This is a genomic window from Bradyrhizobium barranii subsp. barranii (assembly GCF_017565645.3).
GTDB classification, from domain to species: Bacteria; Pseudomonadota; Alphaproteobacteria; order Rhizobiales; family Xanthobacteraceae; genus Bradyrhizobium; species Bradyrhizobium barranii.
On record NZ_CP086136.1, the window covers coordinates 5,302,712 to 5,325,012 of the forward strand.

33 protein-coding genes and 1 pseudogene are annotated in these 22,301 nt (G+C 63.4%); 19 read left to right on the plus strand and 15 right to left on the minus strand.

What is annotated here, in order from left to right:
* Window positions 1–5 precede the first annotated feature (5 nt).
* Together J4G43_RS25425 and J4G43_RS25430 are read right to left on the minus strand one after the other, a co-directional pair.
* Window positions 6–1,271 carry a TRAP transporter large permease gene (locus J4G43_RS25425; protein ID WP_208086680.1) on the minus strand — a complete coding sequence of 422 codons (1,266 nt, stop codon included), beginning with the start codon at window positions 1,269–1,271 and terminating at the stop codon, window positions 6–8.
* Complete coding sequence (locus tag J4G43_RS25430; protein WP_208089409.1) at window positions 1,271–1,879, minus strand: TRAP transporter small permease; 609 nt, start codon at window positions 1,877–1,879, stop codon at window positions 1,271–1,273. The genes J4G43_RS25425 and J4G43_RS25430 overlap by 1 nt, the downstream gene beginning before the upstream one ends.
* 230 nt (window positions 1,880–2,109) lie before the next feature.
* On the opposite strand from J4G43_RS25430, the gene J4G43_RS25435 reads away from it, so the two are divergent.
* On the plus strand, window positions 2,110–2,802 hold the full coding sequence (locus tag J4G43_RS25435; protein WP_208086681.1) for a GntR family transcriptional regulator: 693 nt from the start codon (window positions 2,110–2,112) through the stop codon (window positions 2,800–2,802).
* A 130-nt stretch (window positions 2,803–2,932) separates the two neighbouring features.
* Here J4G43_RS25435 and J4G43_RS25440 read toward each other — a convergent pair whose 3' ends face one another.
* The 3 genes from J4G43_RS25440 to J4G43_RS25450 are packed head-to-tail and all read right to left on the minus strand — an operon-like array spanning window position 2,933 to window position 5,861.
* Window positions 2,933–4,291: a TRAP transporter large permease gene (locus J4G43_RS25440; RefSeq protein WP_063983437.1), complete on the minus strand. Its 1,359-nt coding sequence runs from the start codon at window positions 4,289–4,291 to the stop codon at window positions 2,933–2,935.
* Window positions 4,288–4,842: a TRAP transporter small permease gene (locus J4G43_RS25445; protein ID WP_063983436.1), complete on the minus strand. Its 555-nt coding sequence runs from the start codon at window positions 4,840–4,842 to the stop codon at window positions 4,288–4,290. Before J4G43_RS25445 ends, J4G43_RS25440 begins: the two co-directional genes overlap by 4 nt.
* Complete coding sequence (locus tag J4G43_RS25450) at window positions 4,839–5,861, minus strand: TRAP transporter substrate-binding protein (RefSeq protein WP_063983435.1); 1,023 nt, start codon at window positions 5,859–5,861, stop codon at window positions 4,839–4,841. Before J4G43_RS25450 ends, J4G43_RS25445 begins: the two co-directional genes overlap by 4 nt.
* 297 nt (window positions 5,862–6,158) lie before the next feature.
* Here J4G43_RS25450 and J4G43_RS25455 point away from each other — a divergent pair, with 297 nt between their 5' ends.
* Entirely contained in the window at window positions 6,159–6,401 is a 243-nt protein-coding gene (locus J4G43_RS25455) for a pentapeptide MXKDX repeat protein (protein ID WP_028150975.1), read from the plus strand.
* A 137-nt stretch (window positions 6,402–6,538) separates the two neighbouring features.
* On the opposite strand, the gene J4G43_RS25460 is transcribed toward J4G43_RS25455, so the two are convergent.
* Window positions 6,539–6,886, minus strand: a complete 348-nt coding sequence (locus tag J4G43_RS25460; protein WP_071914157.1) for a DUF6481 family protein — start codon at window positions 6,884–6,886, stop codon at window positions 6,539–6,541.
* A 263-nt stretch (window positions 6,887–7,149) separates the two neighbouring features.
* On the opposite strand from J4G43_RS25460, the gene J4G43_RS25465 reads away from it, so the two are divergent.
* The 3 genes from J4G43_RS25465 (at window position 7,150) to J4G43_RS25475 (ending at window position 8,641) form a co-directional block, all read left to right on the plus strand.
* Window positions 7,150–7,377, plus strand: a complete 228-nt coding sequence (locus tag J4G43_RS25465) for a hypothetical protein (RefSeq protein WP_028150973.1) — start codon at window positions 7,150–7,152, stop codon at window positions 7,375–7,377.
* A 70-nt stretch (window positions 7,378–7,447) separates the two neighbouring features.
* A complete protein-coding gene (locus J4G43_RS25470; protein ID WP_208086682.1) occupies window positions 7,448–7,684 on the plus strand; it encodes a hypothetical protein in 237 nt (78 codons plus the stop codon).
* A gap of 174 nt (window positions 7,685–7,858) precedes the next feature.
* Window positions 7,859–8,641 carry a hypothetical protein gene (locus J4G43_RS25475; RefSeq protein WP_208086683.1) on the plus strand — a complete coding sequence of 261 codons (783 nt, stop codon included), beginning with the start codon at window positions 7,859–7,861 and terminating at the stop codon, window positions 8,639–8,641.
* Between the two features lie 100 nt (window positions 8,642–8,741).
* On the opposite strand, the gene J4G43_RS25480 is transcribed toward J4G43_RS25475, so the two are convergent.
* Complete coding sequence (locus J4G43_RS25480) at window positions 8,742–8,900, minus strand: hypothetical protein (RefSeq protein WP_028161343.1); 159 nt, start codon at window positions 8,898–8,900, stop codon at window positions 8,742–8,744.
* Between the two features lie 188 nt (window positions 8,901–9,088).
* Between J4G43_RS25480 and J4G43_RS25485 the strand changes: the two genes are divergently transcribed.
* Complete coding sequence (locus J4G43_RS25485) at window positions 9,089–9,241, plus strand: hypothetical protein (RefSeq protein ID WP_014495428.1); 153 nt, start codon at window positions 9,089–9,091, stop codon at window positions 9,239–9,241.
* 266 nt (window positions 9,242–9,507) lie between these two features.
* A complete protein-coding gene (locus J4G43_RS25490) occupies window positions 9,508–9,726 on the plus strand; it encodes a hypothetical protein (RefSeq protein WP_166341428.1) in 219 nt (72 codons plus the stop codon).
* A 147-nt stretch (window positions 9,727–9,873) separates the two neighbouring features.
* Here the strand turns inward: J4G43_RS25490 and J4G43_RS25495 are convergent, their stop codons facing one another.
* The 6 genes and pseudogenes from J4G43_RS25495 to J4G43_RS25520 form a co-directional block, all read right to left on the minus strand.
* Complete coding sequence (locus tag J4G43_RS25495; RefSeq protein ID WP_228411358.1) at window positions 9,874–10,128, minus strand: hypothetical protein; 255 nt, start codon at window positions 10,126–10,128, stop codon at window positions 9,874–9,876.
* 648 nt (window positions 10,129–10,776) lie between these two features.
* A pseudogene (locus J4G43_RS25500) lies at window positions 10,777–11,817 on the minus strand (IS3 family transposase).
* An 89-nt stretch (window positions 11,818–11,906) separates the two neighbouring features.
* Window positions 11,907–12,914: a TIR domain-containing protein gene (locus J4G43_RS25505; protein WP_166341432.1), complete on the minus strand. Its 1,008-nt coding sequence runs from the start codon at window positions 12,912–12,914 to the stop codon at window positions 11,907–11,909.
* An 885-nt stretch (window positions 12,915–13,799) separates the two neighbouring features.
* Entirely contained in the window at window positions 13,800–14,018 is a 219-nt protein-coding gene (locus tag J4G43_RS25510) for a hypothetical protein (protein ID WP_166341434.1), read from the minus strand.
* A 24-nt stretch (window positions 14,019–14,042) separates the two neighbouring features.
* Complete coding sequence (locus J4G43_RS25515) at window positions 14,043–14,255, minus strand: hypothetical protein (RefSeq protein WP_208086684.1); 213 nt, start codon at window positions 14,253–14,255, stop codon at window positions 14,043–14,045.
* Window positions 14,256–14,333: 78 nt separating this feature from the next.
* Window positions 14,334–15,479 (minus strand): tyrosine-type recombinase/integrase, encoded by a 1,146-nt coding sequence (locus J4G43_RS25520; protein WP_208086685.1) that lies wholly within the window; start codon window positions 15,477–15,479, stop codon window positions 14,334–14,336.
* 59 nt (window positions 15,480–15,538) lie between these two features.
* On the opposite strand from J4G43_RS25520, the gene J4G43_RS25525 reads away from it, so the two are divergent.
* Window positions 15,539–15,835, plus strand: coding sequence for a hypothetical protein (locus J4G43_RS25525; protein WP_166341438.1), 297 nt, complete (start codon window positions 15,539–15,541; stop codon window positions 15,833–15,835).
* Between the two features lie 93 nt (window positions 15,836–15,928).
* Here the strand turns inward: J4G43_RS25525 and J4G43_RS25530 are convergent, their stop codons facing one another.
* Window positions 15,929–16,186 carry a hypothetical protein gene (locus tag J4G43_RS25530; RefSeq protein ID WP_155258159.1) on the minus strand — a complete coding sequence of 86 codons (258 nt, stop codon included), beginning with the start codon at window positions 16,184–16,186 and terminating at the stop codon, window positions 15,929–15,931.
* A 175-nt stretch (window positions 16,187–16,361) separates the two neighbouring features.
* Between J4G43_RS25530 and J4G43_RS25535 the strand changes: the two genes are divergently transcribed.
* Window positions 16,362–16,958: a DUF4118 domain-containing protein gene (locus J4G43_RS25535; protein ID WP_208086686.1), complete on the plus strand. Its 597-nt coding sequence runs from the start codon at window positions 16,362–16,364 to the stop codon at window positions 16,956–16,958.
* On the opposite strand, the gene J4G43_RS25540 is transcribed toward J4G43_RS25535, so the two are convergent.
* A complete protein-coding gene (locus tag J4G43_RS25540; RefSeq protein ID WP_028153794.1) occupies window positions 16,955–17,233 on the minus strand; it encodes a helix-turn-helix transcriptional regulator in 279 nt (92 codons plus the stop codon). The two genes, J4G43_RS25535 and J4G43_RS25540, sit on opposite strands and share 4 nt — an antisense overlap.
* Here J4G43_RS25540 and J4G43_RS25545 point away from each other — a divergent pair.
* From J4G43_RS25545 to J4G43_RS25590, 10 genes are read left to right on the plus strand one after another with little or no spacing between them, the layout of a single operon-like run.
* On the plus strand, window positions 17,232–17,573 hold the full coding sequence (locus tag J4G43_RS25545) for a hypothetical protein (protein WP_166341442.1): 342 nt from the start codon (window positions 17,232–17,234) through the stop codon (window positions 17,571–17,573). The genes J4G43_RS25540 and J4G43_RS25545 overlap by 2 nt on opposite strands.
* Before the next feature lie 57 nt (window positions 17,574–17,630).
* Window positions 17,631–17,996 carry a hypothetical protein gene (locus tag J4G43_RS25550; RefSeq protein ID WP_038945118.1) on the plus strand — a complete coding sequence of 122 codons (366 nt, stop codon included), beginning with the start codon at window positions 17,631–17,633 and terminating at the stop codon, window positions 17,994–17,996.
* Window positions 17,996–18,169 carry a hypothetical protein gene (locus J4G43_RS25555; protein WP_166341444.1) on the plus strand — a complete coding sequence of 58 codons (174 nt, stop codon included), beginning with the start codon at window positions 17,996–17,998 and terminating at the stop codon, window positions 18,167–18,169. The genes J4G43_RS25550 and J4G43_RS25555 overlap by 1 nt, the downstream gene beginning before the upstream one ends.
* Window positions 18,166–18,423, plus strand: a complete 258-nt coding sequence (locus tag J4G43_RS25560) for a DUF2312 domain-containing protein (protein WP_028153791.1) — start codon at window positions 18,166–18,168, stop codon at window positions 18,421–18,423. Before J4G43_RS25555 ends, J4G43_RS25560 begins: the two co-directional genes overlap by 4 nt.
* The gene (locus tag J4G43_RS25565; protein WP_166341446.1) at window positions 18,423–18,914 is read left to right on the plus strand and encodes an HNH endonuclease; all 492 of its coding nucleotides are present in this window, start codon (window positions 18,423–18,425) and stop codon (window positions 18,912–18,914) included. The genes J4G43_RS25560 and J4G43_RS25565 overlap by 1 nt, the downstream gene beginning before the upstream one ends.
* Window positions 18,911–20,971, plus strand: a complete 2,061-nt coding sequence (locus J4G43_RS25570; RefSeq protein ID WP_166341448.1) for a methyltransferase-A70 family protein — start codon at window positions 18,911–18,913, stop codon at window positions 20,969–20,971. Before J4G43_RS25565 ends, J4G43_RS25570 begins: the two co-directional genes overlap by 4 nt.
* Complete coding sequence (locus J4G43_RS25575) at window positions 20,968–21,375, plus strand: SANT/Myb-like DNA-binding domain-containing protein (RefSeq protein WP_166341450.1); 408 nt, start codon at window positions 20,968–20,970, stop codon at window positions 21,373–21,375. The genes J4G43_RS25570 and J4G43_RS25575 overlap by 4 nt, the downstream gene beginning before the upstream one ends.
* A complete protein-coding gene (locus J4G43_RS25580) occupies window positions 21,372–21,683 on the plus strand; it encodes a hypothetical protein (RefSeq protein ID WP_028153787.1) in 312 nt (103 codons plus the stop codon). The genes J4G43_RS25575 and J4G43_RS25580 overlap by 4 nt, the downstream gene beginning before the upstream one ends.
* Window positions 21,680–21,949 carry a hypothetical protein gene (locus tag J4G43_RS25585; RefSeq protein WP_049807985.1) on the plus strand — a complete coding sequence of 90 codons (270 nt, stop codon included), beginning with the start codon at window positions 21,680–21,682 and terminating at the stop codon, window positions 21,947–21,949. Before J4G43_RS25580 ends, J4G43_RS25585 begins: the two co-directional genes overlap by 4 nt.
* Window positions 21,939–22,271 carry a hypothetical protein gene (locus J4G43_RS25590; protein WP_166341452.1) on the plus strand — a complete coding sequence of 111 codons (333 nt, stop codon included), beginning with the start codon at window positions 21,939–21,941 and terminating at the stop codon, window positions 22,269–22,271. Before J4G43_RS25585 ends, J4G43_RS25590 begins: the two co-directional genes overlap by 11 nt.
* Window positions 22,272–22,301 lie beyond the last annotated feature (30 nt).

Consider the following 22,301-nt stretch of genomic DNA (forward strand, 5'->3'; position numbering starts at 1 on the left):
CGGGCCTATTTGATGAGGATCAGCGAGAGCGAGGGGTAGAGCGAGAGCAGCACCAGCAGGACGCAGGAGATGACGAAGAACGGCAGCGTCACCATGAACATCTTGCCCGGCTTGGCGCCGGTGACGGCGGCCGCGACGAAGAAGCAAAGCCCGACCGGCGGCGACAGCAGGCCGAGCACGAGGTTGATCACCACCACGACGCCGAAATGCCGGGGATCGATATGGTAGACGTCGGTTGCAACCGGCAGCAGGATCGGCACCGTCATGATCAGGCCGGGAATGCCATCGATGACAGTGCCGATGATCAGCAGGATGACGTTGCAGATCAGCATGAAGCTGACCGGGTCCTTGGCAGCGGACTGGATCCAGCCGGCGGTTTCCTGCGGCACCTTGCCGAAGATCAGCACCCAGGAGAACACCGCTGCGGCCGCGACCAGGAACAGCACGATCGCCGAATAGATGGCGCTGCGTAGCATCATCTGCGGCAACTGCGAGAATTCGAATTCCCTGGTCCAGTATTTCCCGACGAGTGCGGCGGCGACCGCGCCGACCGCAGCGGATTCCGTCGCATTGGCGAGGCCGCTGAGGATGGTGCCGACGATGACGATCGGGATCAGCAGGGTGGGTGACGTCCGCAGGATCGTCATGACGCGCTGGCGCGGCGTCTGATAATCGGCGCGGGGATAATTGTAGACGTATCCCATCAGCGCGATGACGAGGCAGAACATCACCGTGAGGATGACGCCCGGCACGATGCCGGCGATCAGCATGTCGCTGACCGAGACCTGCGCGAGCACGCTGTAGACCACGAACATCACCGACGGCGGAATGATCGGGCCGAGCATGCCGCCATAGGCGGTCAATCCCGCTGCGAAGGTCTTGTCGTAGCCCTTCTTCTCCATCTCCGGCACCATGATCTGGGCCATGATCGCGACCTGCGCGGTCGCCGATCCCAGGATCGAGGAGATGAACATGTTGGCGAGGATGTTGACGTAGGCGAGCCCGCCCTTGAGCGAGCCGACGAAGGCCATCGCCATGTCGACGATGCGCCGCGTGATGCCACCGCCGTTCATGATCTCGCCGATCAGGATGAAGAGCGGAATGGCGATCAGGCCGTAGCTGTCGACGCCGCCGAACAGCTGGAGCGGATAGGACTGGAACAGCACCGGATTGCCGGATGCTGCGATGTAGACGAGGCCGGCGAGGCACAGGCAGAGGCCGATCGGCACGCCGACCAGCATGATCGCGACGAAGGCGACTGACGTGATCATCAGTTGACCCCGTCGAGCTCGGAGAGCGCAAAGCCCTTCGGCGGCGTGCGCGGGACCAGCTCGAGATCTTCCAGCAGGTTGGCGAGGCCGTGGATGGTCATCGAGACCGCGAAGATCGGCAGCGTCAGATAGAGCACCCAGGTCGGCCAGTTCAGCGTCTGGGTGTGCTCGGTGTAGAGGAAGTTGAAGGTCTCGGCCGCGAGCTTGCGCCCGTCGAAGCCGGCGCGCGCAAGGCCAATCGGGTCCATCCAGAGCATGCAGGTCACGATCAGCGCGATTCCGAACACGACGACCATGCCGGTCGAGATCACCTTTGCGATCTTCTGGTGCCGCGGCGAAAGACGTTCCGTCAGCATGGTGACCGCGAAATCGAGCCGCAGCCGCGTCATCGCGGAGGCGCCGACGAAGGTCAGCCAGACCACGCAATAGACCGCGGATTCATCGATCCAGTAGATCGGGAAGCGCGCGTAGCGGGTGACGACGTTCACCAGGATCAGGCCGGTGAGCAGGTACATCAGGCCCATCGGCGCGACGCGCTCGACGGCGAGCAGGGCACTGGACGCGCGGACGACCATGCGTCGAACGCTGAATGCGCGCGTGGCCAGCATCGTCTGCTCGATCATGAAAGAGGCCCCGACCCCTGAGAAATCTCGTGCTATCGGCAAATGTATAATTTATACATTTTGCGTGTCAAACGGAGATTGCGGTCATTTCGGCGGCAGGACGCGCTTTTGCTGGGCATGGCTTTTGCCGGGCCGCACACTTTTGTTGGGCCCCTCAACATGCAAGAGAGAGACCGCTTCGGCCGGATGAGTCGGGAAGGACAACAGAAGGTCAGATGAAACAGCCTCTGAAGCACCGCACCCTGTCGGCTGCGATCGTCGACCAGCTCCGGCAGGCGATCCTCGACGGCACCTATCCGGCCGGCTCGCAACTGCGTCAGGACGCGCTTGGCGAGGCCTATGGCGTCAGCCGCATCCCGGTGCGCGAAGCGCTGTTCCAGCTCGAGGCCGAAGGCCTGGTGCGCATCGTTCCGCAGAAGGGCGCTATCGTCTCGGAGCTGTCGCTGGACGAGATCAACGACGTGTTCGACCTGCGCCGGATTTTGGAGCCGCGCCTCCTGGCGCAATCGGCGCCACGTTTCACCGCCGATGATTTCGAAGGGCTCGACGACATCCACAAGAGTTTTGAGAAGGCGATCAAGGCGCGCAACGTCAGCGAATGGGGGCAGCTCAACGCCGACTTCCACATGGCGCTCTACGTTCACGCCCCTCAGCCGCGTACGCGCGCGATCGTGCTGTCACTGCTCCAGACCAGCGACCGCTACACGCGCCTCCAGCTCTCCAACACCAAGGCGATGGGGACAGCCGAGAAGGAGCACGCCCATCTGATCGCGCTCTGCCGTGCACAGAAGGTCGAGGAGGCCTGCCGGTTCCTGGAGCGGCACATCGAGGCGGTGCGCAAGGATCTGTTGCAGGTGGTGGCCGGCAGCACGATCGCGCCGAAGGCACGGCGGAAGGATAAATCGTAGAGATCGTAGGGTGGGTTAGCTCGTAGGGTGGGCAAAGCGAAGCGTGCCCACCACTTTTATCGGGATTGCGGAGAGGTGGTGGGCACGGCGCTGCGCGCCTTTGCCCACCCTACGACAGTTGCGATCGCCTCTACCTGCTCCCGTCCGGCCCCATCACCAGGTCCGGCAGCCCGGTCGAGATTCCCGGGAAGAAGCACAGCAGCAGCACCGCGAGCATCATCAGCAGCACGAAGGGCAGGGTACCCCAGATCACCTCGCGCAAGGGAATGTCCGGCGCGACGTTGCGGATGACGAAGATGTTGAGGCCGACCGGCGGATGGATCAGCCCCATCTCCATCACGATGGTCATGACCACGCCGAACCAGATGATGTCGAAATTGGCGGCGCGGAGCGGCGGCAGGATGATCGGCGCGGTCATGAGAATAATGGAGACCGGCGGCAGGAAGAAGCCGAGCACGACGACCATGACGAGGATCGCGAACAGCAGCTCCCAGCGCGGCAGGTGCATCGCGACGATGGATTCGGCGACCGATTGCGAGATGTGCAGATAGCTCATCACGTAGGAATAGAGCAGCGACATGCCGATGATCATCATCAGCATGGTCGATTCCCGGATCGTCGACTTCAAGATCGGGGCGAGGTCGCTCGGCCGCCACACGCTGTAGATCGCCGCGATCAGCGCCAGCGCGAGCAGGCCGCCGAGGCCGGCGGTTTCCGACGGTGTCGCGTAGCCGCCATAGAGCGCGATCATGACGCCGGTGAGCAGCAGCACGAAGGGGATTACACGCGGCAGCACGCTGAAGCGTTCGGCCAGCGTGTATTCGTCGCGGGCCAGGATCGCCGCCTCCGGCCCGCCTTTCTCAAAGATCGCCTGCGCCGCGGCATATTCCTGGCGGAAGCGGATCACCGCATAGGCGCCGAACAGCGAGACCAGCAGCAGGCCGGGGCCGATGCCGGCGAGGAAGAGCCGGCCGAGCGATTTTTCCGCGGCGACCGCGAACAGGATCATCGTGATCGAGGGCGGCAGCAGAATGCCGAGCGTGCCGCCGGCCGCGATGATGCCGGCGGCAAAGCCGCCGGAATAGCCGCGCTTACGCATCTCGGGGATGCCGGCCGATCCGATCGCCGAGCAGGTCGCAGGGCTGGAGCCCGCCATCGCCGCAAACAGCGCGCAGGCGAACACGTTGGCGACGCCGAGGCCGCCGGGGACGCGATGCAGCCAGGCATGCAGGGCCGAATAGAGATCCTGGCCGGCGCGCGATTTGCCGATCGCGGCGCCCTTCAGGATGAAGAGCGGGATCGACAGCAGCGTGATCGAGGCCATTTCTTCGTAGACGTTCTGCGTCACCGTATCCAGGGACGCGGCCGGCATGTAGATGCCCATGAACACGACCGCGACCGCGCCGAGCGCGAACGCGATCGGCATGCCTGAGAACATCACGACCAGCGTCGCGATACCGTAGGCGAGGCCGATACCGAAAACGCTCATGGACGCCTGGCTCCTGCGAAAGGCAGCGCAAGCTGCACGAGGATCTGGATGCAGAGCAGGCTCATCCCGAGCGCCATCAGCGAATAGGGAATGGCGAGCGGCGGCGACCACATCGAGTTTGAGACCTGACCGTCGACATAGGCTTCATGGGTCAGCGTCCAGGACTTCCAGGCGAAAAAGGCGCAGAACAGGAACGTCGCAGCATCGACCAGCCAGAGCCTGATCCGGTTCGCGAGCGGCGACAGCAGGCCGACAAAGGCCTCGATGCCGATATGGCCGCGGTTCTGCTGCACATAGGCCGCCGTCATGAAGGTGGCGCCGACCAGGAGGAATACGGCGGCCTCGTCCTGCCAGTAATTGGCGGCCTTGAACAGGGCGCGGCTGAGCACGCTGTAGCTCAGGATGGCGCAGGCCGCGATCAGCGCGATCGCTGCGAACACGACGATGATGGTGTTGAGGACGGCGAGACCGCGATCGATCGCCGCCGCAAGGCCGGTCCCTGCGGCAGCGTTCGCCTGGTCGTCACGATCCGGAAGCGGACCGTGGCTCATGCGCCGACGTCGGAGGCGAGCTTGAGCAGGTTGGCGGCGGTCGCGGTCTTGGCGCCGTAATCCTTCCACGCGGTGTCGCGGGCAATGTCGCGCCATTTGCCGACGGTGGCGGCATCGAGCGCACTGACCTTGGCGCCGGCCTTCTCGTAGACCTTGGCGACCTCGACGTCGTCGTCCTGCGCGCCCTTGCGGCCGAAGGCTTCGAGCTCGGTGCCGACCGCGAGCAGGACGTCCTGCTGGTTCTTCGGCAGCTTGTCGAAGATCGCCTTCGACATCATCAGCGGCTCGAGCATGAACCAGTAGGAGGCACCCGCACCGGAGGTCAGCGACTTCGCGACCTCTTCGAGCCGGAACGAGATCAGGCTGGTCGAGGAGGTGATGCCGGCATCGCAGGCGCCGGTCTGCATCGCCGCGTAGATTTCGTTCGACGGCACCGAGAGCACCGAGGCGCCGGCGGTCTGGAGCACCATGTCCATTTCGCGCGAGCCGCCGCGCACCTTCATGCCCTTGGCATCTTCAGGAGCGACGATCGGCTTGGAGCGGCTGGCGACGCCGCCGGCCTGCCACACCCAGGTGAGCAGGATGATGCCCTTGTCGGCGAGGAAGTCGGTCAGCGCCTTGCCGACCGGCGCCTTCTTCCAGCGCATGCCCTGGTCGTAGGTGGTCACGAGGCCCGGCATCAGGCCGATATTGGTCTCCGGCAGCTCACCACCGGCGTAAGGCATCGGATAGAGGCTGATGTCGAGCGCGCCCTTGCGCATCGCGGAGAACTGCGCGTTGGTCTTGATCAGCGAGGAGTTCGGATAGATTTCTGCGGCGATGTCGCCTTTGCTGCGCTTGGCGACTTCAGCCGCGAACATGCGGCAAAGCCGGTCGCGGAAGTCGCCCTTGTCGATGGTCCCTCCCGGGAATTGATGCGAGATCTTCAGCGTGGTCGCGGCATGCGCGGTACCAGTGCCGAAGCGAAGAATGGCGGGTGCGGCGACGGCGGTCGCGATCAGATGACGGCGCGTGAGCATGGTGTATCCCCTTGGACGGCCCTTGGCCGGTTCTTGTTTGGTGTGAGGTGGGCTGGGTCCTTGAGACCAGCGCATAGGTCCATCCTAGCCGGTCTCTCACCCAATATTCTCTCATCTGATAGTTCGAGACCGAATGCCGGGGCAAGTGCCGGCCTTGCTGCAGTGCACACTGGCCGTCCGCGAAGCCGGCCCGCAGAAATTTTGTCAATGGGCGCGTAACAACGCCAGCGGGCAATCCGTCGAGATCAGATAGCGGCGTCCGTCGCTGACAAACACCATCTCGAAGGGAAATCACTCATGACCATTCGCACCCGCATCGTGCTCGGCGTCTCGGCTGCCGCTCTGTCGCTTGGCCTCGCGCTGTCGCCGGCCGCTTTTGCCCAGGACAAGATGGGCAAGGACGACGGCATGATGAAGAAGGACACGATGTCCAAGGACGGCATGAAGAAGGACACCATGTCCAAGGACGACGGCATGAAGAAGGACCACATGTCGAAGGACGGGATGAAGAAAGACGACGGGATGATGAAGAAGAACTGATCTTCCGCCGTCGTCGCGGCGTCTGCGAAGGCAGACGCGCGCTTGGAAGTCCGAGGGCGGTCACATGGACCGCCCCCAGCGATGTTTCAGTTCAACTTCACTTGAACGCGACGTGAGTTGAACGTGACTTGCGAACGTTACTTCCGCTTGGCCTTTCGGGCAGCGTAGCGGGCGTCGCGCTTGGCCTTTTGCTCGGCCTCGACTTCAGCCTGCTTGGCGATCGCTTCTTCCGCTTCGCGGGCGATACGCGCGGCTTCGGCCGCTGCAGCTTCTTCCGCAATACGCTTCTGCTCGGCCTTCTCGGCTTCGCGCGCGGCCTTTGCCTCTGCGCGCTTGGCCGCGAGCGCCTCGCGCTCAGCACGACGTGCCGCCACCGCCGGATCATCCAGCCCGGGCTGCGACTTGAATTTGTTCAAAAGATTTTTGCGCGCTTCCTGCGCCGCCTTTTGCCGGTCTGAAAACCCGGGTTCCCTAAATCCACTCACGGGCCTTGCCTTCCTCGCTTTCAATCCTACATCGGTGACTGTTGGTACGTCGGCTGGGCATAGCAGGCACCACGCGACGCAGAAGCGTGTACATCGGCGCGCGTCGCGAAGCCACCCATAATCGCAGCCGATCAGGTAGACGAAAAATCGCCACCCCCGACGATCTCTCGTAGCCCCGAAAAACTGCCGAATTGTGATGTCCTTCATAGAGGACCACACGGAGCGGCGCCTAGCGTCCGCCCGGTACGAGACGGAGCACGGGCATGATGATCTCAAGACTGAGCCCGAAGGCGCTCGCAATCGCCGTCGCGGTGGTCGCCTTGGCTGGCGTCGCACTGTTGCTTGCCCGCCCGAAGCCGATCGAAAGTGCCGTCCTCGGCGCGGATTGGGAATGCACCCAGACCGCATTCTTGCTGACGACCTGCGCACCGCGGGCCACACCGGCGGTCGAAACCTCGCGCAAGGATGCGATCCGACAGACCCGGGGCTGAACGATCGACCGGGATGTGACGCGACGTCGCAGAGGTGGTAAAGCCGGCTCACCCCTGCGATCGGCCAGTCATGTCCAAGTCTGAGTCCAAGTCTGAGTCCAAGCCCGAACCGGGCAAAAAGCCCAAATCCCTCGCAAAACCTCAATCCGGCGACAACCGTCGCGGCGCGATTGCCGGATTGATCATCGCGCTCGTGATCCTCGGTGTCGGCTGGTGGCTCGCCCGCGATCTCACCGCGGCCAGCAAGATGCAGGACTGCCTGATGTCGGGGCGGACCAACTGCAATGTGATCGAGCCGGCGCGCTAGAACGGTTCCGCCGCGCCCCCCGGGGCCGAAAATTGCCGTGATCTTAATCATTTGTAACGGGACTTAGCCGACCAAAGCAGGTCAGTTATGTCCGCCGGCATCAGCCAGGCGCGAGGCGAATCGTCTATCGCGCTAGGCACCACGGCAATCGCGAGAGTAGGGGGTTAAGCACGCATGAGTGCGTCCAGCCGCATGAAGATCATTATTCCCTTGGTTTCGGCCATGTCCCTTGTCGCGCTTTCGGCGCAGGCACAGGACTCATTGCCGCCAAGACCCCAGGCCCAGACGCCTGCGGGGCCCGGCGCGGGCGCGCCGCCCCAGAACAATCAGAACATGCGCAAGGGCCCCCCGCCGCAGCAGGCGGCCCGGCCCGCGCAACAGCCCGGCGGCCAGCCCCACGCCGGCGGCCCCGGTCCCGGCCCACACGGAGCAGGCGGCTCGCCGCCCGGACGCAATTACGCCAGGGGCCCCGCACCGGAGCGCGACTGGGGCGGACACGCCTATCGCGGCAATCGCGCCTGGGATGGCGGGCGCTGGCGCCACGAGGTCCGCAACGGCCGCTCCGGCTGGTGGTGGGACGTCGGCGGCGTCTGGTACTATTATCCGCAGCGGATGGCCGGCCCGCCGGCCTACATCTCCGAGGATTACTTCGACGACATGCCGGTGGCCTATGCTCCTGCGCCGCCTCCCGTCGCCTACGAACCGCCGCCGCCTCCGCCACCGGCTGATCCCGGCGCAAGCGCACTTGGCGGCGCCATCGTCGGCGGCGTGCTGGGCGGCCTGATCTCGGGCAACGCCTCGGGCGCGGCCGCGGGTGCCGTGATCGGCGGCGCCACCGGCGCGATCGCCGGCGCCACGGCTGCCTCGCGGCCCGGCTATTATTTCGCCCAGGGCAATTGCTACTACCGCTATCCGAGCGGCCAGTATGTGCAGGCCGATCCTCGCGCGTGTTACTGAGACTGCAGGCAAGGTCTGAAACAAGGAGGCGGGCGCAGGCCCGCCTCCTTTTGTCTGGGCAACGAATTGCTTGCTGAAGCGATACTGATCGCTTCGCGCGTCACACCAGCCAGTTGAAGAACGCGATCGCGGCCCAGACCAAGCCTGCGATCCAGGCCAGCATCACGATACCGATGGTGGCAAGAAACGTGGCGCCGAACAGGTCGGGCCTTGCGCGTCGCGTCGGGACGTGAGCCTCGGCTGCTGCTTCCTGTGTCATGATGGACCACCCATGCCCTCTCGCGGCGGTGCGAGCGGTTGAGTTCTGTTTAGCCGAGACGCCGGTTGCAGGCTGTGACGCAGTTCACAGATGCGTCAGGGTGGGTTCGGACGACGCGAAGCCACCCCGCATTCATACGGACGAAATTGCCATCGGTCCGTCCATATCGGTCGGTTAGGTTCGGCCTCATGTGCCCCAAGTACGACCCACAGCACGAAGCCGAGGCGGCGATGAAGCGGGCCGCGGCGTCCGCCGACGGCGCCGACCGGCAGAGACTGATCCAACTGGCTCTGGCCTGGCATCAGCTCGCCCGCGACCGGCGCGACGAGCAGACGGACTAATCGCATCCTCGGCGAGATCTCGCGTCAATGGCCGGCCGAGGTCGGGACGCTGGTTGGCCTGCATGAGAAAGCCCCGTGCTCGGGGGACAAGCACGGGGCCCTTCAAAGCCGACCGGGGCTGGCGGGTCGGCACCACTCCATTTCGTTGCAGCCAACGTGCTGGTCGTGATCTCGTTCGCGGCGCTACGCATTTCGTCGCGCCGTGGTTCGCTGCGACTGACGTTGCGCGGTTAGGAACATCCGTTCCCCGTCGACGTTGGCCGGCTATGACAGACCCCGAATTGCGCGCGCAGTCTTTCGAGATCGCCTGGAAATATCTCGACCAATCCGGCCTGCTCACCGGTGAGCCCAATGATTCAGCCCGCTTCATCCTGAACAGGATCGACCGCTTGATGCTGCGCGGCGAGCGGCGCAGGCTGCTGCTGTCGAACGCCGCGATCGATGCGTACCGATTGCGGCCCGTGCTCGTGACCTTGGATGCATGAACGAACCGAGCCAGCGAAACGCGGCATTAATGAATGCGCGCTGCCGATTTTTGCGATGACGATTCGTGCTTTTGGAACGAAGCGGAGTCGGACCGTGAACAAAAGAAAGGCCGCTTAGGCGTCGGCTGATCTGGTGCTGCGCCTGACTCAATCGATCGCCAGGCAGTGCTCCAAATGAGGCTCCGAGTCCGCCTTCTCGCGGCTTGGACGCGCCCAGGCCTGAATAGCGAAGGCGAATTGATGCTGACTGGCCGCCGCGTCCGCAATGGAAGCCCGCGCCGTCTCGATGCGCCGTGTGATCACGCTGGAGTTCACGACGCCAGCGTCGATTGCCAAATACGACATCGCGATCACGGCAACCGCAGATGCGATAGCCATTCTCGTCCACTCGGTTGGCAGCATCGAATTCCCTATCGGGCGCACGTCGCCCGGCGCATAGATAGGGTTCGTCTGCCCGGTTCAAAGACCGGGGCGAGGGTACCCACGTATTCGTGAAGTAATGAGGATAGGTAACTGTGCGTCCGTCACGTCGATCAAGCGGCACCGAAATTCCGGCAGCGCGAATCGAAATCGTCCACGGGATCGACGAGAACAGCGGGGCTCTTGAAGACGTCTCCGGTGAGCGGGCGGCCGATACCGCAAGTCGGCTCCATCGGCCTCGTCAATCCAGTGATGAATGGCGATCCCAGCAGGACTCGAACCTGCAACCCGCGGAGTAGAAACACTTAGGCTAACTCCACCATTTTCCTTGATTACCCATAGAGTTAGCCGGCTTCTGCCTCACAGTTCGGGAGTTTTTTCGGGACCTCATTTGTGTCGCCTGCGAGCCGGCATCTCGCGTGCCATGGCGCAGCTACGGCAGATGAATCAATGCAAGGATAGCGACGTGCCACAGTGCGCGCCTAGAGCTGGCCCCGGTTGTTTGGACAGCGCCCCGCTGGATTTAAGTGGATTCCTGCCGGGTTATGCTGAACGCGGGGCTTTACGGTTTTGTCGTTGCGTCGGGAGGGCGTAGCCCGACCAGAGCGACGACAAAACCGTCGGCGACGGTCATGCGGCCATCACCATAGCTTGCGTGCCGAAGTAAGCCTCGTCGGGCGTGCGCCCGTCAAGGCTCGAGTGAGGGCGTCCCTGATTGCCAGAGCCGCTCGACAAACACGTTGTCGCGCCAGGCGCCCTTGCCGTCCATGCTGATGGCGATCTTCGCGTCCAGCGGCACATCGGTGAACTCGAGGCTGGTGAACTGGCTGCCCTGATCCGTGTTGAAAATCTCGGGCCTGCCGTGCTTCGCCAACGCCTCCTGGACCGCTTCGACGCAGAAGGCCGCCTCCATTGTGATCGAGACGCGATGGGCCAGGACCCGTCGGCTGAACACATCGACGACCGCCGCGAGATAGACGAAGCCACGCCGCATCGGAATGTAGGTGATGTCCATTGCCCACGCATGGTCGGGCCGCTCGATCTTCAATCCGCGCAACAGGTACGGGTAGATCTTGTGACCCGGAGCCGGCTTGCTCGTGTTCGGGCGACGATAGACCGCCTCGATCCCCATGCGCTTCATCAGCGTCGCGATGTGGCGGCGACCGGCGTATACGTCCTCCCGCCGCAGCAACGATCGCAGCATACGCGCTCCCGCGAAGGGATAATCGAGATGCAGCTCATCGAGCCGACGCATCAAGGCAAGGTCCTCGGCCGAAACTGGCCGAGGTTCATAGTAGACCGTGCTGCGAGCCAGCTTCAGGACCTTCGCCTGGCGCACGATAGAAAGATCATGATCGCGGTCGATCATCGCTTTGCGCTCAGCAGGCCCGCCTTGGTGAGCGCGCCGGACAAAAAATCGTTTTCCAACGCCAGCTCGCCGATCTTGGCATGTAACGCCTTCAAATCGACCGGCGTCTCGGCCGATGTCTTGTCATGCCCAAACACGCCGGCGGCGCCTTCCAGGAGCTGGTTTTTCCAGATCGTGATCTGGTTCGGATGAACATCAAACAGCTGCGCCAGCTCCGCCAGTGTCTTGTCGCCTTTGACCGCAGCCAAAGCAACCTTCGCCTTGAATGCCGGAGAATGCGTCCGGCGGCTCTTCTTCGTCATCTTCGCTCCTGATTCGCAGCAAGAATCCTCGCCGCTGTCAGGCAGAAAATCCACTCAAGCTACTGTCCGAATTTGCGGGGCCAGCTCTCTTAGAAGCGTACGCGCACCGGGTCCAACTGAAAGGTTATCGTGTCCTTGCCCTTGAGAACCGCTCGAAATCGGTAGTGGGCCGCCGCTTTTTCAATATGTTGGCGGGCTGACCCAGGAACCAAGTTCAGCTCACGATCAACATCCGCATAGCGGATCGCTCTTTGATTTGAGGCTCGGTTGCGCGCGCCCATCCATGATTTGATCAGAGCCTCACAATCGACGGGATCGCTGCAAAGGTCTTGTTCTATCGATGGTTCGCTCGTTACTGCGACGGGCGGAGGTGCAGGCGTTACGGCTCCCAGTTTTTGAATAGCCTTTCGAATGCGGTTGCAAGCAGGTCCTAGCGCAGCTTGCAAATTTTCGTCCTGTCTATCGGGTTCAAATGCTGCCGGCGTTATGCCCAACAGGTCCGTAGGGAGATGCAGATCGTCTACTCCGCGAGGCACAATCAAGAAGCACCTATCGTGTCCCAATCGACCGATGAACAAACCCAATTCAAAGATCACATTGTCTCGTACGGTCTGCTTCGACGTGTCGCGAATTATCGTTACATCATCAGGCGCAAGAACAAATATTCCGAAATCGCTTTCGTCAAGTTGTTCAATTAGCGAGGCCATCGCAGTTCGCGAAAGCGCGAATACGCCCTGAGACCAAACCGTGGACACCACATCATGTTCTAAGCACTCTTGCGTAGCATAAGCTAAATCAAGGTGTTCCACTGAGGATCCAATAAATACGCGCGGTTTCATAACTCTCCCCTGCAAAATGGCCTCGAACGTTGAGACAGCCACGCACATTCGCACCATCGTCTCGTTTCTGTGGTGCGGAGGAACCTTCTCCAGTAGGCGCGGAAGATTTGACCAGGCGTGAGCAATCTGCGTATCGCTGGCCAACGATGTGCGGGCGACGCCTAGCGCCTTCGTCAGATCATCCAGCATTTGACCGGTAAGAGAGGTTGAATTTGGCAACGTAACTGCTGCGGGGGCCGGCACGGTCGGAACTGACATCAAGTTTCTCGCTTGCAACTTTCTTGAAACGCCCAAGAATAGCGCAACCTGCGGGAATGTGAATCAGTGAATGTGTCCGTTGGGCCTAGCCCGTCTTATTCGCGAGAGGGCGCCTAAGAGGCTGGCGAGCGTGGTGTAAAGCGCTGATGCGGCGTAGGATTCGGTTGTGAAGCCAACCCCATCACCTCAACCGCGAACGCCACGCCCGCCATGACCGATGGACGATTTCAGACCACTATCGAGAAGCAAGAATTCAACACAAATAAAGCCTCTGCCTCGCGCTCGATCTCTTCATGCTTCTGCCGAAGGTGCCGAATTAGTGAGAACATGTCAGTTTAGATTGGCTAATAGTTCCGTTCTTGCAAACAAACTTACCATTCTCACAATGAGAAACACCACCTTTCTTGCCTGAACAAGGCGTGTTCCGGGCTTCGGCGATCGAGACTGAGCCGAGGAAGACAAGAAGGACCGTAGCCAATAAGCCTGCGCCCGTGCCAGCGAGCGTCCCGAACGCAGCGATACCCGCGACAGACATTTTCTTGACGCAGTTCATCGCGAAATTTCTCCTGGTGGCCGAGACAAATGGTGCCATGGCATGTCGTAGTTGTAGGAGGAACGCCCCCTTGACCATGAAGTCGCAGCCAGTTTGATAGTCTCGTTTCGGAGGCTGATCACCTACCGCATCTAATAGGCCGCTCGCGCCGGTTTCTTTGGACGCGGCACGACCGCGACTCCGCGTTACTCAATCTTTCTTCAACTTAACTAGAAACTCGGACCGAGATATAGCCGCACCATGCCTGGTCAGCATGCCGTCCGATTGGCGTCGGATGGATCGACTTATCCCCAGAGCTGTCGCCCGGCTGGAGATCAGGGTGGTTCGCTGGACTAGCCCATCGTCGGCGGCTCGAAGTCGGGCCGGATATCTGCGCCGCGCTGGCCGCATTTGCTGCAGGTGAATTTGGGCTTGAGATCCGACAAGCGGACATCGTCCGGCCATTGATCGACCTGGTCAGGCGTTAGCGTGATGTGATGGCCGCAGCGATAATCGGCGTAGTAGACCAGCAGGCCGCGCGGTGCCGCCGCGACCGGCGCGCATTTCGCCAACCGTGATCTTTTGCGCGCGCTCGCTCATTCGCCGCCGACCAGGTGCAGGCCGCGGATCTCGCCGCGGGCGAGCCAATCGAGGTGGTGCAGACCTGCGCCGCAAGCTTGTCGGTGGCGCTCTTGCAAACGTTGCGGCCGTAGTCCGAGAGGCCGTCGCGGCCGCGCGCCAAAACTGCGATCACCGTGGTCCATTCCTCGCAAGACGACGCCGACCGGCGCATTCGGAAAATCAGTCATCCAAGTGCACTCCCGATCGCTGCAACAATGGCAGCGAGGAATGCGATCTCGCCGACCAGGCCAAGCAGAAAATCCATCTCAGGCGCCTTTCTTCTCGATCGCCTTGGGTTGGCTCTGCTCGACCTGGCGCGGCGCGGTCGCTTCCATCGCTGCGCGCATGTCCTCGACCGTCGCGTCAGTGTAAAACTTTGCGGTGATCGCGATGTCGGTATGGCCGAGGATTTTCTGCACCACGCGCAGATTGCCGGTTTTGCGCAAGGTGCGCATGCCGGTCGTGTGGCGCAAATCGTGGATCCGCGCGTCAACGCCGGCTTTTTTCCATTTCCGTTTGTTTGATCCGATGCCGTAATAGGTGATCGGATAGCGCTTGCCTTTGATGCGCGCCTCGCCGTTTTTCGGGTGTTTTTTCCAGGTGCGCTGCGCCTTGAACGTGAAAACATATTCGGCGTGCTGGCCGCGGCGTTTCCAGAGGATCTCGTAGGCCTCGGCCGAAAGCGGCAGCACGCGCGGCACGCCGCCCTTTGTCATGACGCGGATGACGGCGAGATCAAAATCGACCTGCGACCAGGTCAGCACCAGGTTTGCGCGGCGCAGGCCGGTGATGATGGCGAAGCGGCGCAGCTCGGCAAAGTCGATATCCTCGACCTGGTCGAGTGTGGTTTCCTCGGCCGCCGAGATTTCACGCACGGGCCGCTTTATTTCCTTCTGCTTGTGCTTTTTCCAGACCGGCTCGCGGATGATCGCGGCGTTCCAGTTGTCGCGGGCGCGGCGCATGACGCGGCGTAGCAGGTCGATGCTACGATTGACCGTGGTCGGGGTGATCGGCCGATACAGTTGCCGGCCTTTGTCGTCGACGTGGTCGCGGCGAACGTCCTTGCTGCGCTCCTCAACCATGCGCGAGACGACGTCGTCGTTGATGTCGTGCAGATACGTCCTGGCGCCGATGATCTCGACCAGGCGCTCGAGCGCGGATTTGATCTTGGCGTCGGCCAGCCTCGAGCCGTGCGTGCTCCACCAGCGATCGCAAGCGGCTTTGAATGTCAGCGGCTCGGCGCCGGCGGCGCGGATCCGGTCGACGATGATTTGCGCGTCGGCCTTGCGGGCTTCTTCAAGCCGGGCCGCGTCATCCTCATGCCGCAGCTTGGTCGAGCCGGAAAATCGATAACTGTCGATCCGGAAATCGTAATGCCAGAACGGCGATCGCTTGGGGCGATAGAGGGACATGGCTCGGTCTCGGTCAGGTGCTGCATAAACCGCGTGACATCGGCGATGGTGAAAACCCGATGGCGACGGGTGCGGCCGAGGCCTTTGAGCCGACCGACCAGGTTGCCGGCGGAAACATGCCGCGCGATCGTCTCGCGATGCAAGGGGATGAGCTCGGCGAGCTCGGGAACGCTGATGGTGGCGCGGCCGGCAAAGGCGGCCTCGAGCGCCTGGCGCAGCTCGAGCGGATCCGCGGGCAGGGGGCGGGCGGTCATCGCTCGGCCTCGACCAGGTGGACGCGATCGCCGATGATTTGCGCGCGGCCGGCAGCGACCAGGCGGTCGACGACGCTGTCGCCGATCCGCCTGCTGCCATAGCGCCAGCCGCGCGGGCGCCGCTCAAAGGGGCTGGATTTCAGCAGCGCCAGGTAAAAATAATAATCCGATGGCAATCGCCGGCTCATGCGGTCCTCACTGCGCCGCGGCGTCGAGGAACGTCATCGCCGCGGCGACGGCCGCGAGCGTAGTGTCGAGCTCGGCCTCGTCGGGAAGCGGCGCCAGCGGACCGTCGATCAGGACGTGAAAACGCGCGGCGAATGCGCGGGCCTCGTGCATCGCCTCGTCATGACCAACGTGCGGTTGCCAAGCCGCATAGATGCGTGATGCAGCATCATTAACCATGCGGGGGGATTGCGCTGGCGCGGGGTCGCGTCCGGAAATTGTGTCCATTGCCAAGGTTTCCCGATGGGGGGAGGATGGCGCCTTCTCGGCAAGGTCAGGGACGGGGTGCATGGCAAGACTCCGCTGGGATTCGCGTCAACGGTATACACGGGCAGTGCATAAATTCCTAGCAAAATGCACACGACGTTTATTTTGAGGGCCACAGGGACACGAGGAAATGCAAATGGGAATGCAATCGTCTGAAAAAACCGATGGCCTGCGCCGTCTAGCGTTACAGTTGGCGCTGCAGCTGCCGGAATCCGTGGAGGATGCACGCAGGGTGTTGGTCATGACCGGCGAGTGCCTCGATCAGTTCTTGATCGAGCAATCAGGCAGTTTGAGCGCCTGGCAGCGCGCCAAACGGCTCGGCTGGCGGGTCGACGTCGCTGCGGAGAATCGGCCCGGCCTTGCGGCGGCCGAGGCTTCGCCGTCGGTGTCGCGCGCGCTGTGCTGGGCGCTGGCGACGCTCGGCGTGACTGCGCCGCTGGCGCTGCTGCTGGTCAACACGGTCGGCGGCGGCGCCGGGTTCTGCTTTGGCTTCGCCGTGATCCTGATATCGATGGTTTTTGGAGTGCTGCCGGCGCTGGCGCTGGCCGGCGCCAGCCCGATTATCCACAATCTTGTAGTGGTGCCGCCGGCTTTCGCGCTGCAGGTGCCGAGCAAGCAGGAATTAGTTTGGGCTGTGTTCTACGTGTTTTTCGCGCTGTCGGTGCCGCCCTTGCTGCGGCGCCTGAACCATTTGCGGCGCTTGGCGGCGCGACCTCTGAAGGGTGACGGCTAGCGCTTTTTCTGCAGCTCGATCTGCACTTGCGGCGGCAGTGATGAATTCATCAGGCCGCGGTAAATCCAGTCGATTGTAACGCCGGTCGCCTGGCAGACCCTGATCGCCTGGTCGATCGAGATCCGGCGCCGGCCGCTTTCGTAATTATTCCAGGCTTGGGTTTCGATCCCGACCAGCCGGCACCAGTCGGCCTGGTTCATTTTGAACGCCTCGCGGGTCCGCTTGAGGCGGCCTGCGACCGTGTCGAGGCTGTTGTCGCGATCGTGCCGGGTCATGGCCGGCACTGTGCTGAATACGTTGGTTCCTAACAATTTTATATCCGCTTATGCTTTCAAAATGCACGTAACGTGTATATTCCGGGCCGTGTCGATGATTCGCCAATGTGATTCCTGGCCGTTGCTCGAGACCGCTGACGCGGTGATCGACGGCGTCGGCGGCACCTTCGCGGCTGCCAAAATCAGCGGCCGGCCGGCGCAGCAAGTCTCGAATTGGCGCCGGACCGGGACGTTGGCACCGGGCACCTTCCTTAATTTCCAGCGCGCCCTGGCCGAGCGCCAGCTGCGCGCCAGGCCGTCGCTGTGGCGGATCGATGAGCCGGCGAATGGCGCCGAATAAGGGTTTGGGTTCCTCATGATGAAACCAAGCTATCGGAGAGGCGGCGCGGGCGCAAAAATGGGCGCCGAGGAAATCCTCGGTAAATCCCGCAGGGATCATCGGTGGTTTGCGCCGGTCCTGGTCGAGCTGCGCAAGGTTTTTAAGCAGAAATTGGCGGCCGAGCTCGCGTTGATCGCGAATCGCTCGACCAGGGTTTGCGAGGACTGGATCGCGACGCCGCCGCGCGGCGCGCCGGACGGCGAGGCGCTCAACGCGCTGCTTAACAGCCGGATCGGCGACGTCGTCTGGAAAGCCTTGACCAGGTCATGCGCCGAGCCGTGGCGCAAAAAGCTCAATCGCCAGATGGAAATTTCGCAGCTGCTCGATCAGCAGCGGGAAACCGCGGCGCGTCTGGCGGCGCTGCAGGACGGCGGGGATCTGTGATGGATGACGATCTGCTCAGCTGGGCGATGCTCGGGACCGTGCTGCTGTCGCTCGGCATCACCACGATCGTGACCGCCGAGCTGATGCCGGACGTGCAGACCTATCGCAAGGCGCGCGTGCTGCACGCCGGCGACAATTTCCGCCCGGTCATGCTGACGGTGGTGCATCGATGAGCAAGGCGGAAACCCGCGCCGGCAAGATCGCCAAGGATCAGCTGCAATCGATCATCGAGAGGGTCGAGCGGCTGCTCGAGGAGAAAAAGGCGATCGCCGACGACGTCGCTGCTGTCTACGCCGAGGCCAAGGGAAACGGTTACGACACGAAGGCACTCAAGGCGATCGTCAGGATGCGCGCGCAGGATCCGAACGAGCGCGCGGAATTCGAGGCCATCCTCGAAACCTACATGCAAGCGCTGGGGATGCTGTGATGATGCAGGCGCCGGTCAACATCATCGGGGCGCGCGCGGTCGATTTCGAGCAAGGCCTGCCCGATTTGACGCTGACGCCGTGGCGCCGCGTCTGGCTGTCGTCGCGCGAGCCGATCTGGACGCTGGTCGACGCCGAGGATTTCGACTGGCTGATGCAATGGCAGTGGAACGTCTGGCACGGCGGCCGCGGCAAGGAATGTTTTCTCTACGCCAAGCGCAACACGGGCGCGCGGCGCGACACGGTGCGAATGCATCGCGAGTTGCAGATCCGCTGCGAGCCGCGGGATGACGACTACCTGGCGCGGCACGTCGTCGATCATATCAACGGCCAGACGCTCGATAACCGCCGCGCCAATCGTCGCTGGTCGACCAAGCGCGACAACAGCATCAACCGCCGCGTGCGCGGCGAGGCGCCGAGCCTCGACAAGATCCTCGCCGGCCTGCTCGCAACCCTGCCGGCGCGGCACCACGACCAGGAGATCCCGTTTTGAGCGAGCTCGCCAGATACGAGGCCGCCGAGCGCGCGATCGCGGCCGCGGAAGCGGTCGACGAGGTGCTCGAGATCCGCAGCCAGGCGGCCGCCTGGGCGGCCTATGCCAAGCAGGCGAAAAACAAGGATCTCGAGATCAAGGCGGCGCGGATCCGGTTCCGCGCCGAGCGGCGCCTCGGCGATATGCTGATCTTGGCAAAGGCGGCCGGTCACCTCGCCGAGGGGCGGCCTAAAAACTGTTCCGGCGAGGAACAGTTTTCCGACGCCGGCGGCGACGTCGCCGACCGGGTCGAGGCCGAGCCAGTCAAGCCGCTGCGCGTGACGCTGCAGGAGGCGGGAATCGACCGCAAGCTGTCGTCGCGGGCGCAGCGCCTGGCGGCGATGGATACGGCCGAATTCGAGCAGGCGCTCGAGCGCCAGGCCGAGGAAATGCGGTCCGGCCAGGCGCGCGTTGCGATGGATCTGCTCAAGGTCGGCGCCGAGGAAAAAGGGCGCGCCGATCGGCGCAACCTGGCGGCCGCGCTGTCCGGTCAATCGGCCGACCTGCCGTCCGGTCCGAAGGTGCCGGCGGTCTATCTCGATCCGCCCTGGCGGCGTCAGGGCGGGATCGGCGATCGCGCATATGAGAACCACTATCCGACGATGACCTGGCCGGAAATCCTGGCCTATCTGCGCCACGCGCGTGAGCGCCTGTTGCCCGACTCCTGGGCCTTCATGTGGATCCCGCGGCCGCATCTCCTGGCGCTGGTCGAGATCGAGCTCGAGGTGATGATCGCGGCGACCGGCGAGATGCAGCTCGCGCGCGTCGACATGCCGTTGTCCTGGGCCTGCGCGCAGGCGCTCGGGATGGATTCTTATTCGACCTGCTTTGTCTGGACCAAGACCGACGACGCGCATCCGGACGTCAGCGGATCCGGTCTGATCGCGTTCGATCAGGATGAGCTGCTGCTCCTGTTCAAGCGCGGGCAGGGCCTGCCAAAACCGGCCGGCTCGGAAAAATTCGGATCGAACCATCGTGAGCGGCCGCGCGAGCATTCGCGCAAGCCTGATCACTACCGGCACATGATCGCGACGATGGTCGGATGCGACGCCGAGGGGCGGCCGCTGCCCGTGCTCGAGCTGTTCGCGCGCGTCGACGCCGAGCATCCATTACCGCCAGGCTGGCTCGCCGCCGGCAACCAGGCCGCCGTTTCGCCGCCAGGCGAAATCGGCAACGCGATCGACGCGGCGCCTTCGCCGTCGTCGGCGCGTGTCTGTCCCGAATGCGGCGCTGATGTCGATCTAGAGGCTCACGCGCTGGAATGCACGGGATTCTGGCGCGTGCAGAGCTCATCAGAATCCAGTTTCGCCGCCGGAATGCCCTCCGACGCCGGCGAGACCGTGACGGCTGCGGCAAATGCAACATCAGACGGGGCCAGCGTTGCCGCGGCCGTCGCGGACGTCGTCGCGATCCCCGACCAGGTCGTCGACGATCGGGCGCCGTATGATGCCGACGACGTCGTCGCGATTGACCAGCTCGCCGGCTCGGAATGGCTGCAGCCGGCCGAGCTCGATGCGCTCGAGCTGTCCGAGCTCGAGCAGCTGATGATCCTTTCGGATTTCTGTCATCCGAAGCGCGCGACGATGCAGGACGTGCTCGGCGCGAGCTGGGAAAAGCGCGAAATGGCCTATCAATCCGGCGGGCAGTGGCAGCTGCGCGAGGCCGGCTGGTCGCGCCTGCACGCGCTGCGCGACGCAGTGACGGCGCCGCCGGTCGTTGCGCTGACCGAGCCTTACCGCGCGCCGCAAATGTCGCTGTTCGATTGTCCGGCGCCTGAGATCGTCGACGGCGCGCTGCAGACGCGCCTCCCGATCGACGATGACGAGCTCGCGGAGCAGCTCGCGCTGATCGCGGTCGACGCCGGCGGCACGATTGACGGCCAGATGGCGCGGCATCTGTGCGGCAAGGATTATCTGCACGCCACGACCAAGGCGCTAAAGGTCACAGATCTCGGCCGCGCCTTCCTGGCGCAGCTGGTCGGGCCGGCATCCGTTCAACAGCAGGGGGGCGCGCGATGAGCTGGCCTGTTCACAAGATTCGCAATCTCTGGACGGCCGCGGAGCTCGATCGGCTCTGCGCCGCAGTCGAGGGCGCCGGCGGCGATTGGGCTCGTGTTGCGGCGAACATGCCGGGACGGTCTGAGGCGGCCTGTAAGCAGGCGTACAACAGTCACCGGCGTTCCGAGCGCCTCGCCAAAGAAGCGCCGGCCGCAGCTGCGGCGCCGAAACGTTTGAAAAATTGGCAGGACAAGCGCGCCGCGGAAAAGGTGGCCGAGCAGGAGCGCGCGCGCGCCTTCGCGCAAGAGCGTTCGGCGGCGTCGGCGCTTTTCGGCGATCCGTTGCCGGGTCGCAGCGCGCTCGATCAGCGGTCAACGCAGACGCCGCCGAAGCGGCCGACGCTCTACACGGGGGACGCCAGATGATCGTTGTTCGGGTTGAGCTGCATTCGGCGATCACGCGCAAGGTCACAGAAATCGCGCGGATGCGGATCCGGAACGCCGGCGGCACAAAGGACATCGGCGATTATTCTGTCGAGACGCTGCGCGGCCGCTCGCGCGAGCAGCTCGATCGCGGCGAGTGCCAGCGCGGCGGCGAGGTCAAGAATTATCCGCGGCTGCGGATCCACGTCTGGCACCTGGTCGCGCGCGCACTGATCGCGATGCGCTACGCCGGCGCGCGGGAGCTCGAGGAGCCCGGCGATCTGTTTGCGGCCGATGAGGCTGCAAAATGAATCACAAGTGGAGCGAAAAGACGCGCGCGCCGAACGGCGACTCTCGCAAGGTCTGCACACGCGAGGGCTGCGAAATCGTTTGCGTGTCGCGGCATCGCATTGAGCCGAACGGCCGCCAGGATCATTACAAGGAATGGTTTCGCGGCAGCGCCAGGATCCAGATCGGCGGCAACACGCCGGCGTGCGAGGCCGTCGAAGTGCGCGCCGGCACCGCTGCGGCGGCCGTACAGCCCACGTTGGCGCGCGGGGGCTCGGATGTCGGCTGATCTCATTCTCGCGACGCTCGGCGCCGGCGGCGAGCCTGCCGTCAAGCTGGCGAACGTCATTCAAAAGCTGGTGCTCGAGGCCGCCAAGCTCGGCGAGCTCGATATCGCGGTTTACGTGCGCTCGACCGGCCAGCTGATGAGCGAGGATGAGGCCGACGCACTGCCGGCCGAGCAGCTCGCCGCCGTTAGAGATCACCTGGTCAGGGTGAAGCGTTTCCCGTCGCGCTGGCTCGATCGCCTCGACGACGCGATCAACCGCGGCCTGTTCTGGAATTATTCCGACGACCAAATCGTGCAGTTCATGCTGATGGGGCCGCGCTGACCAAACCCGTTCCGTTGCTTACCGCGTCCA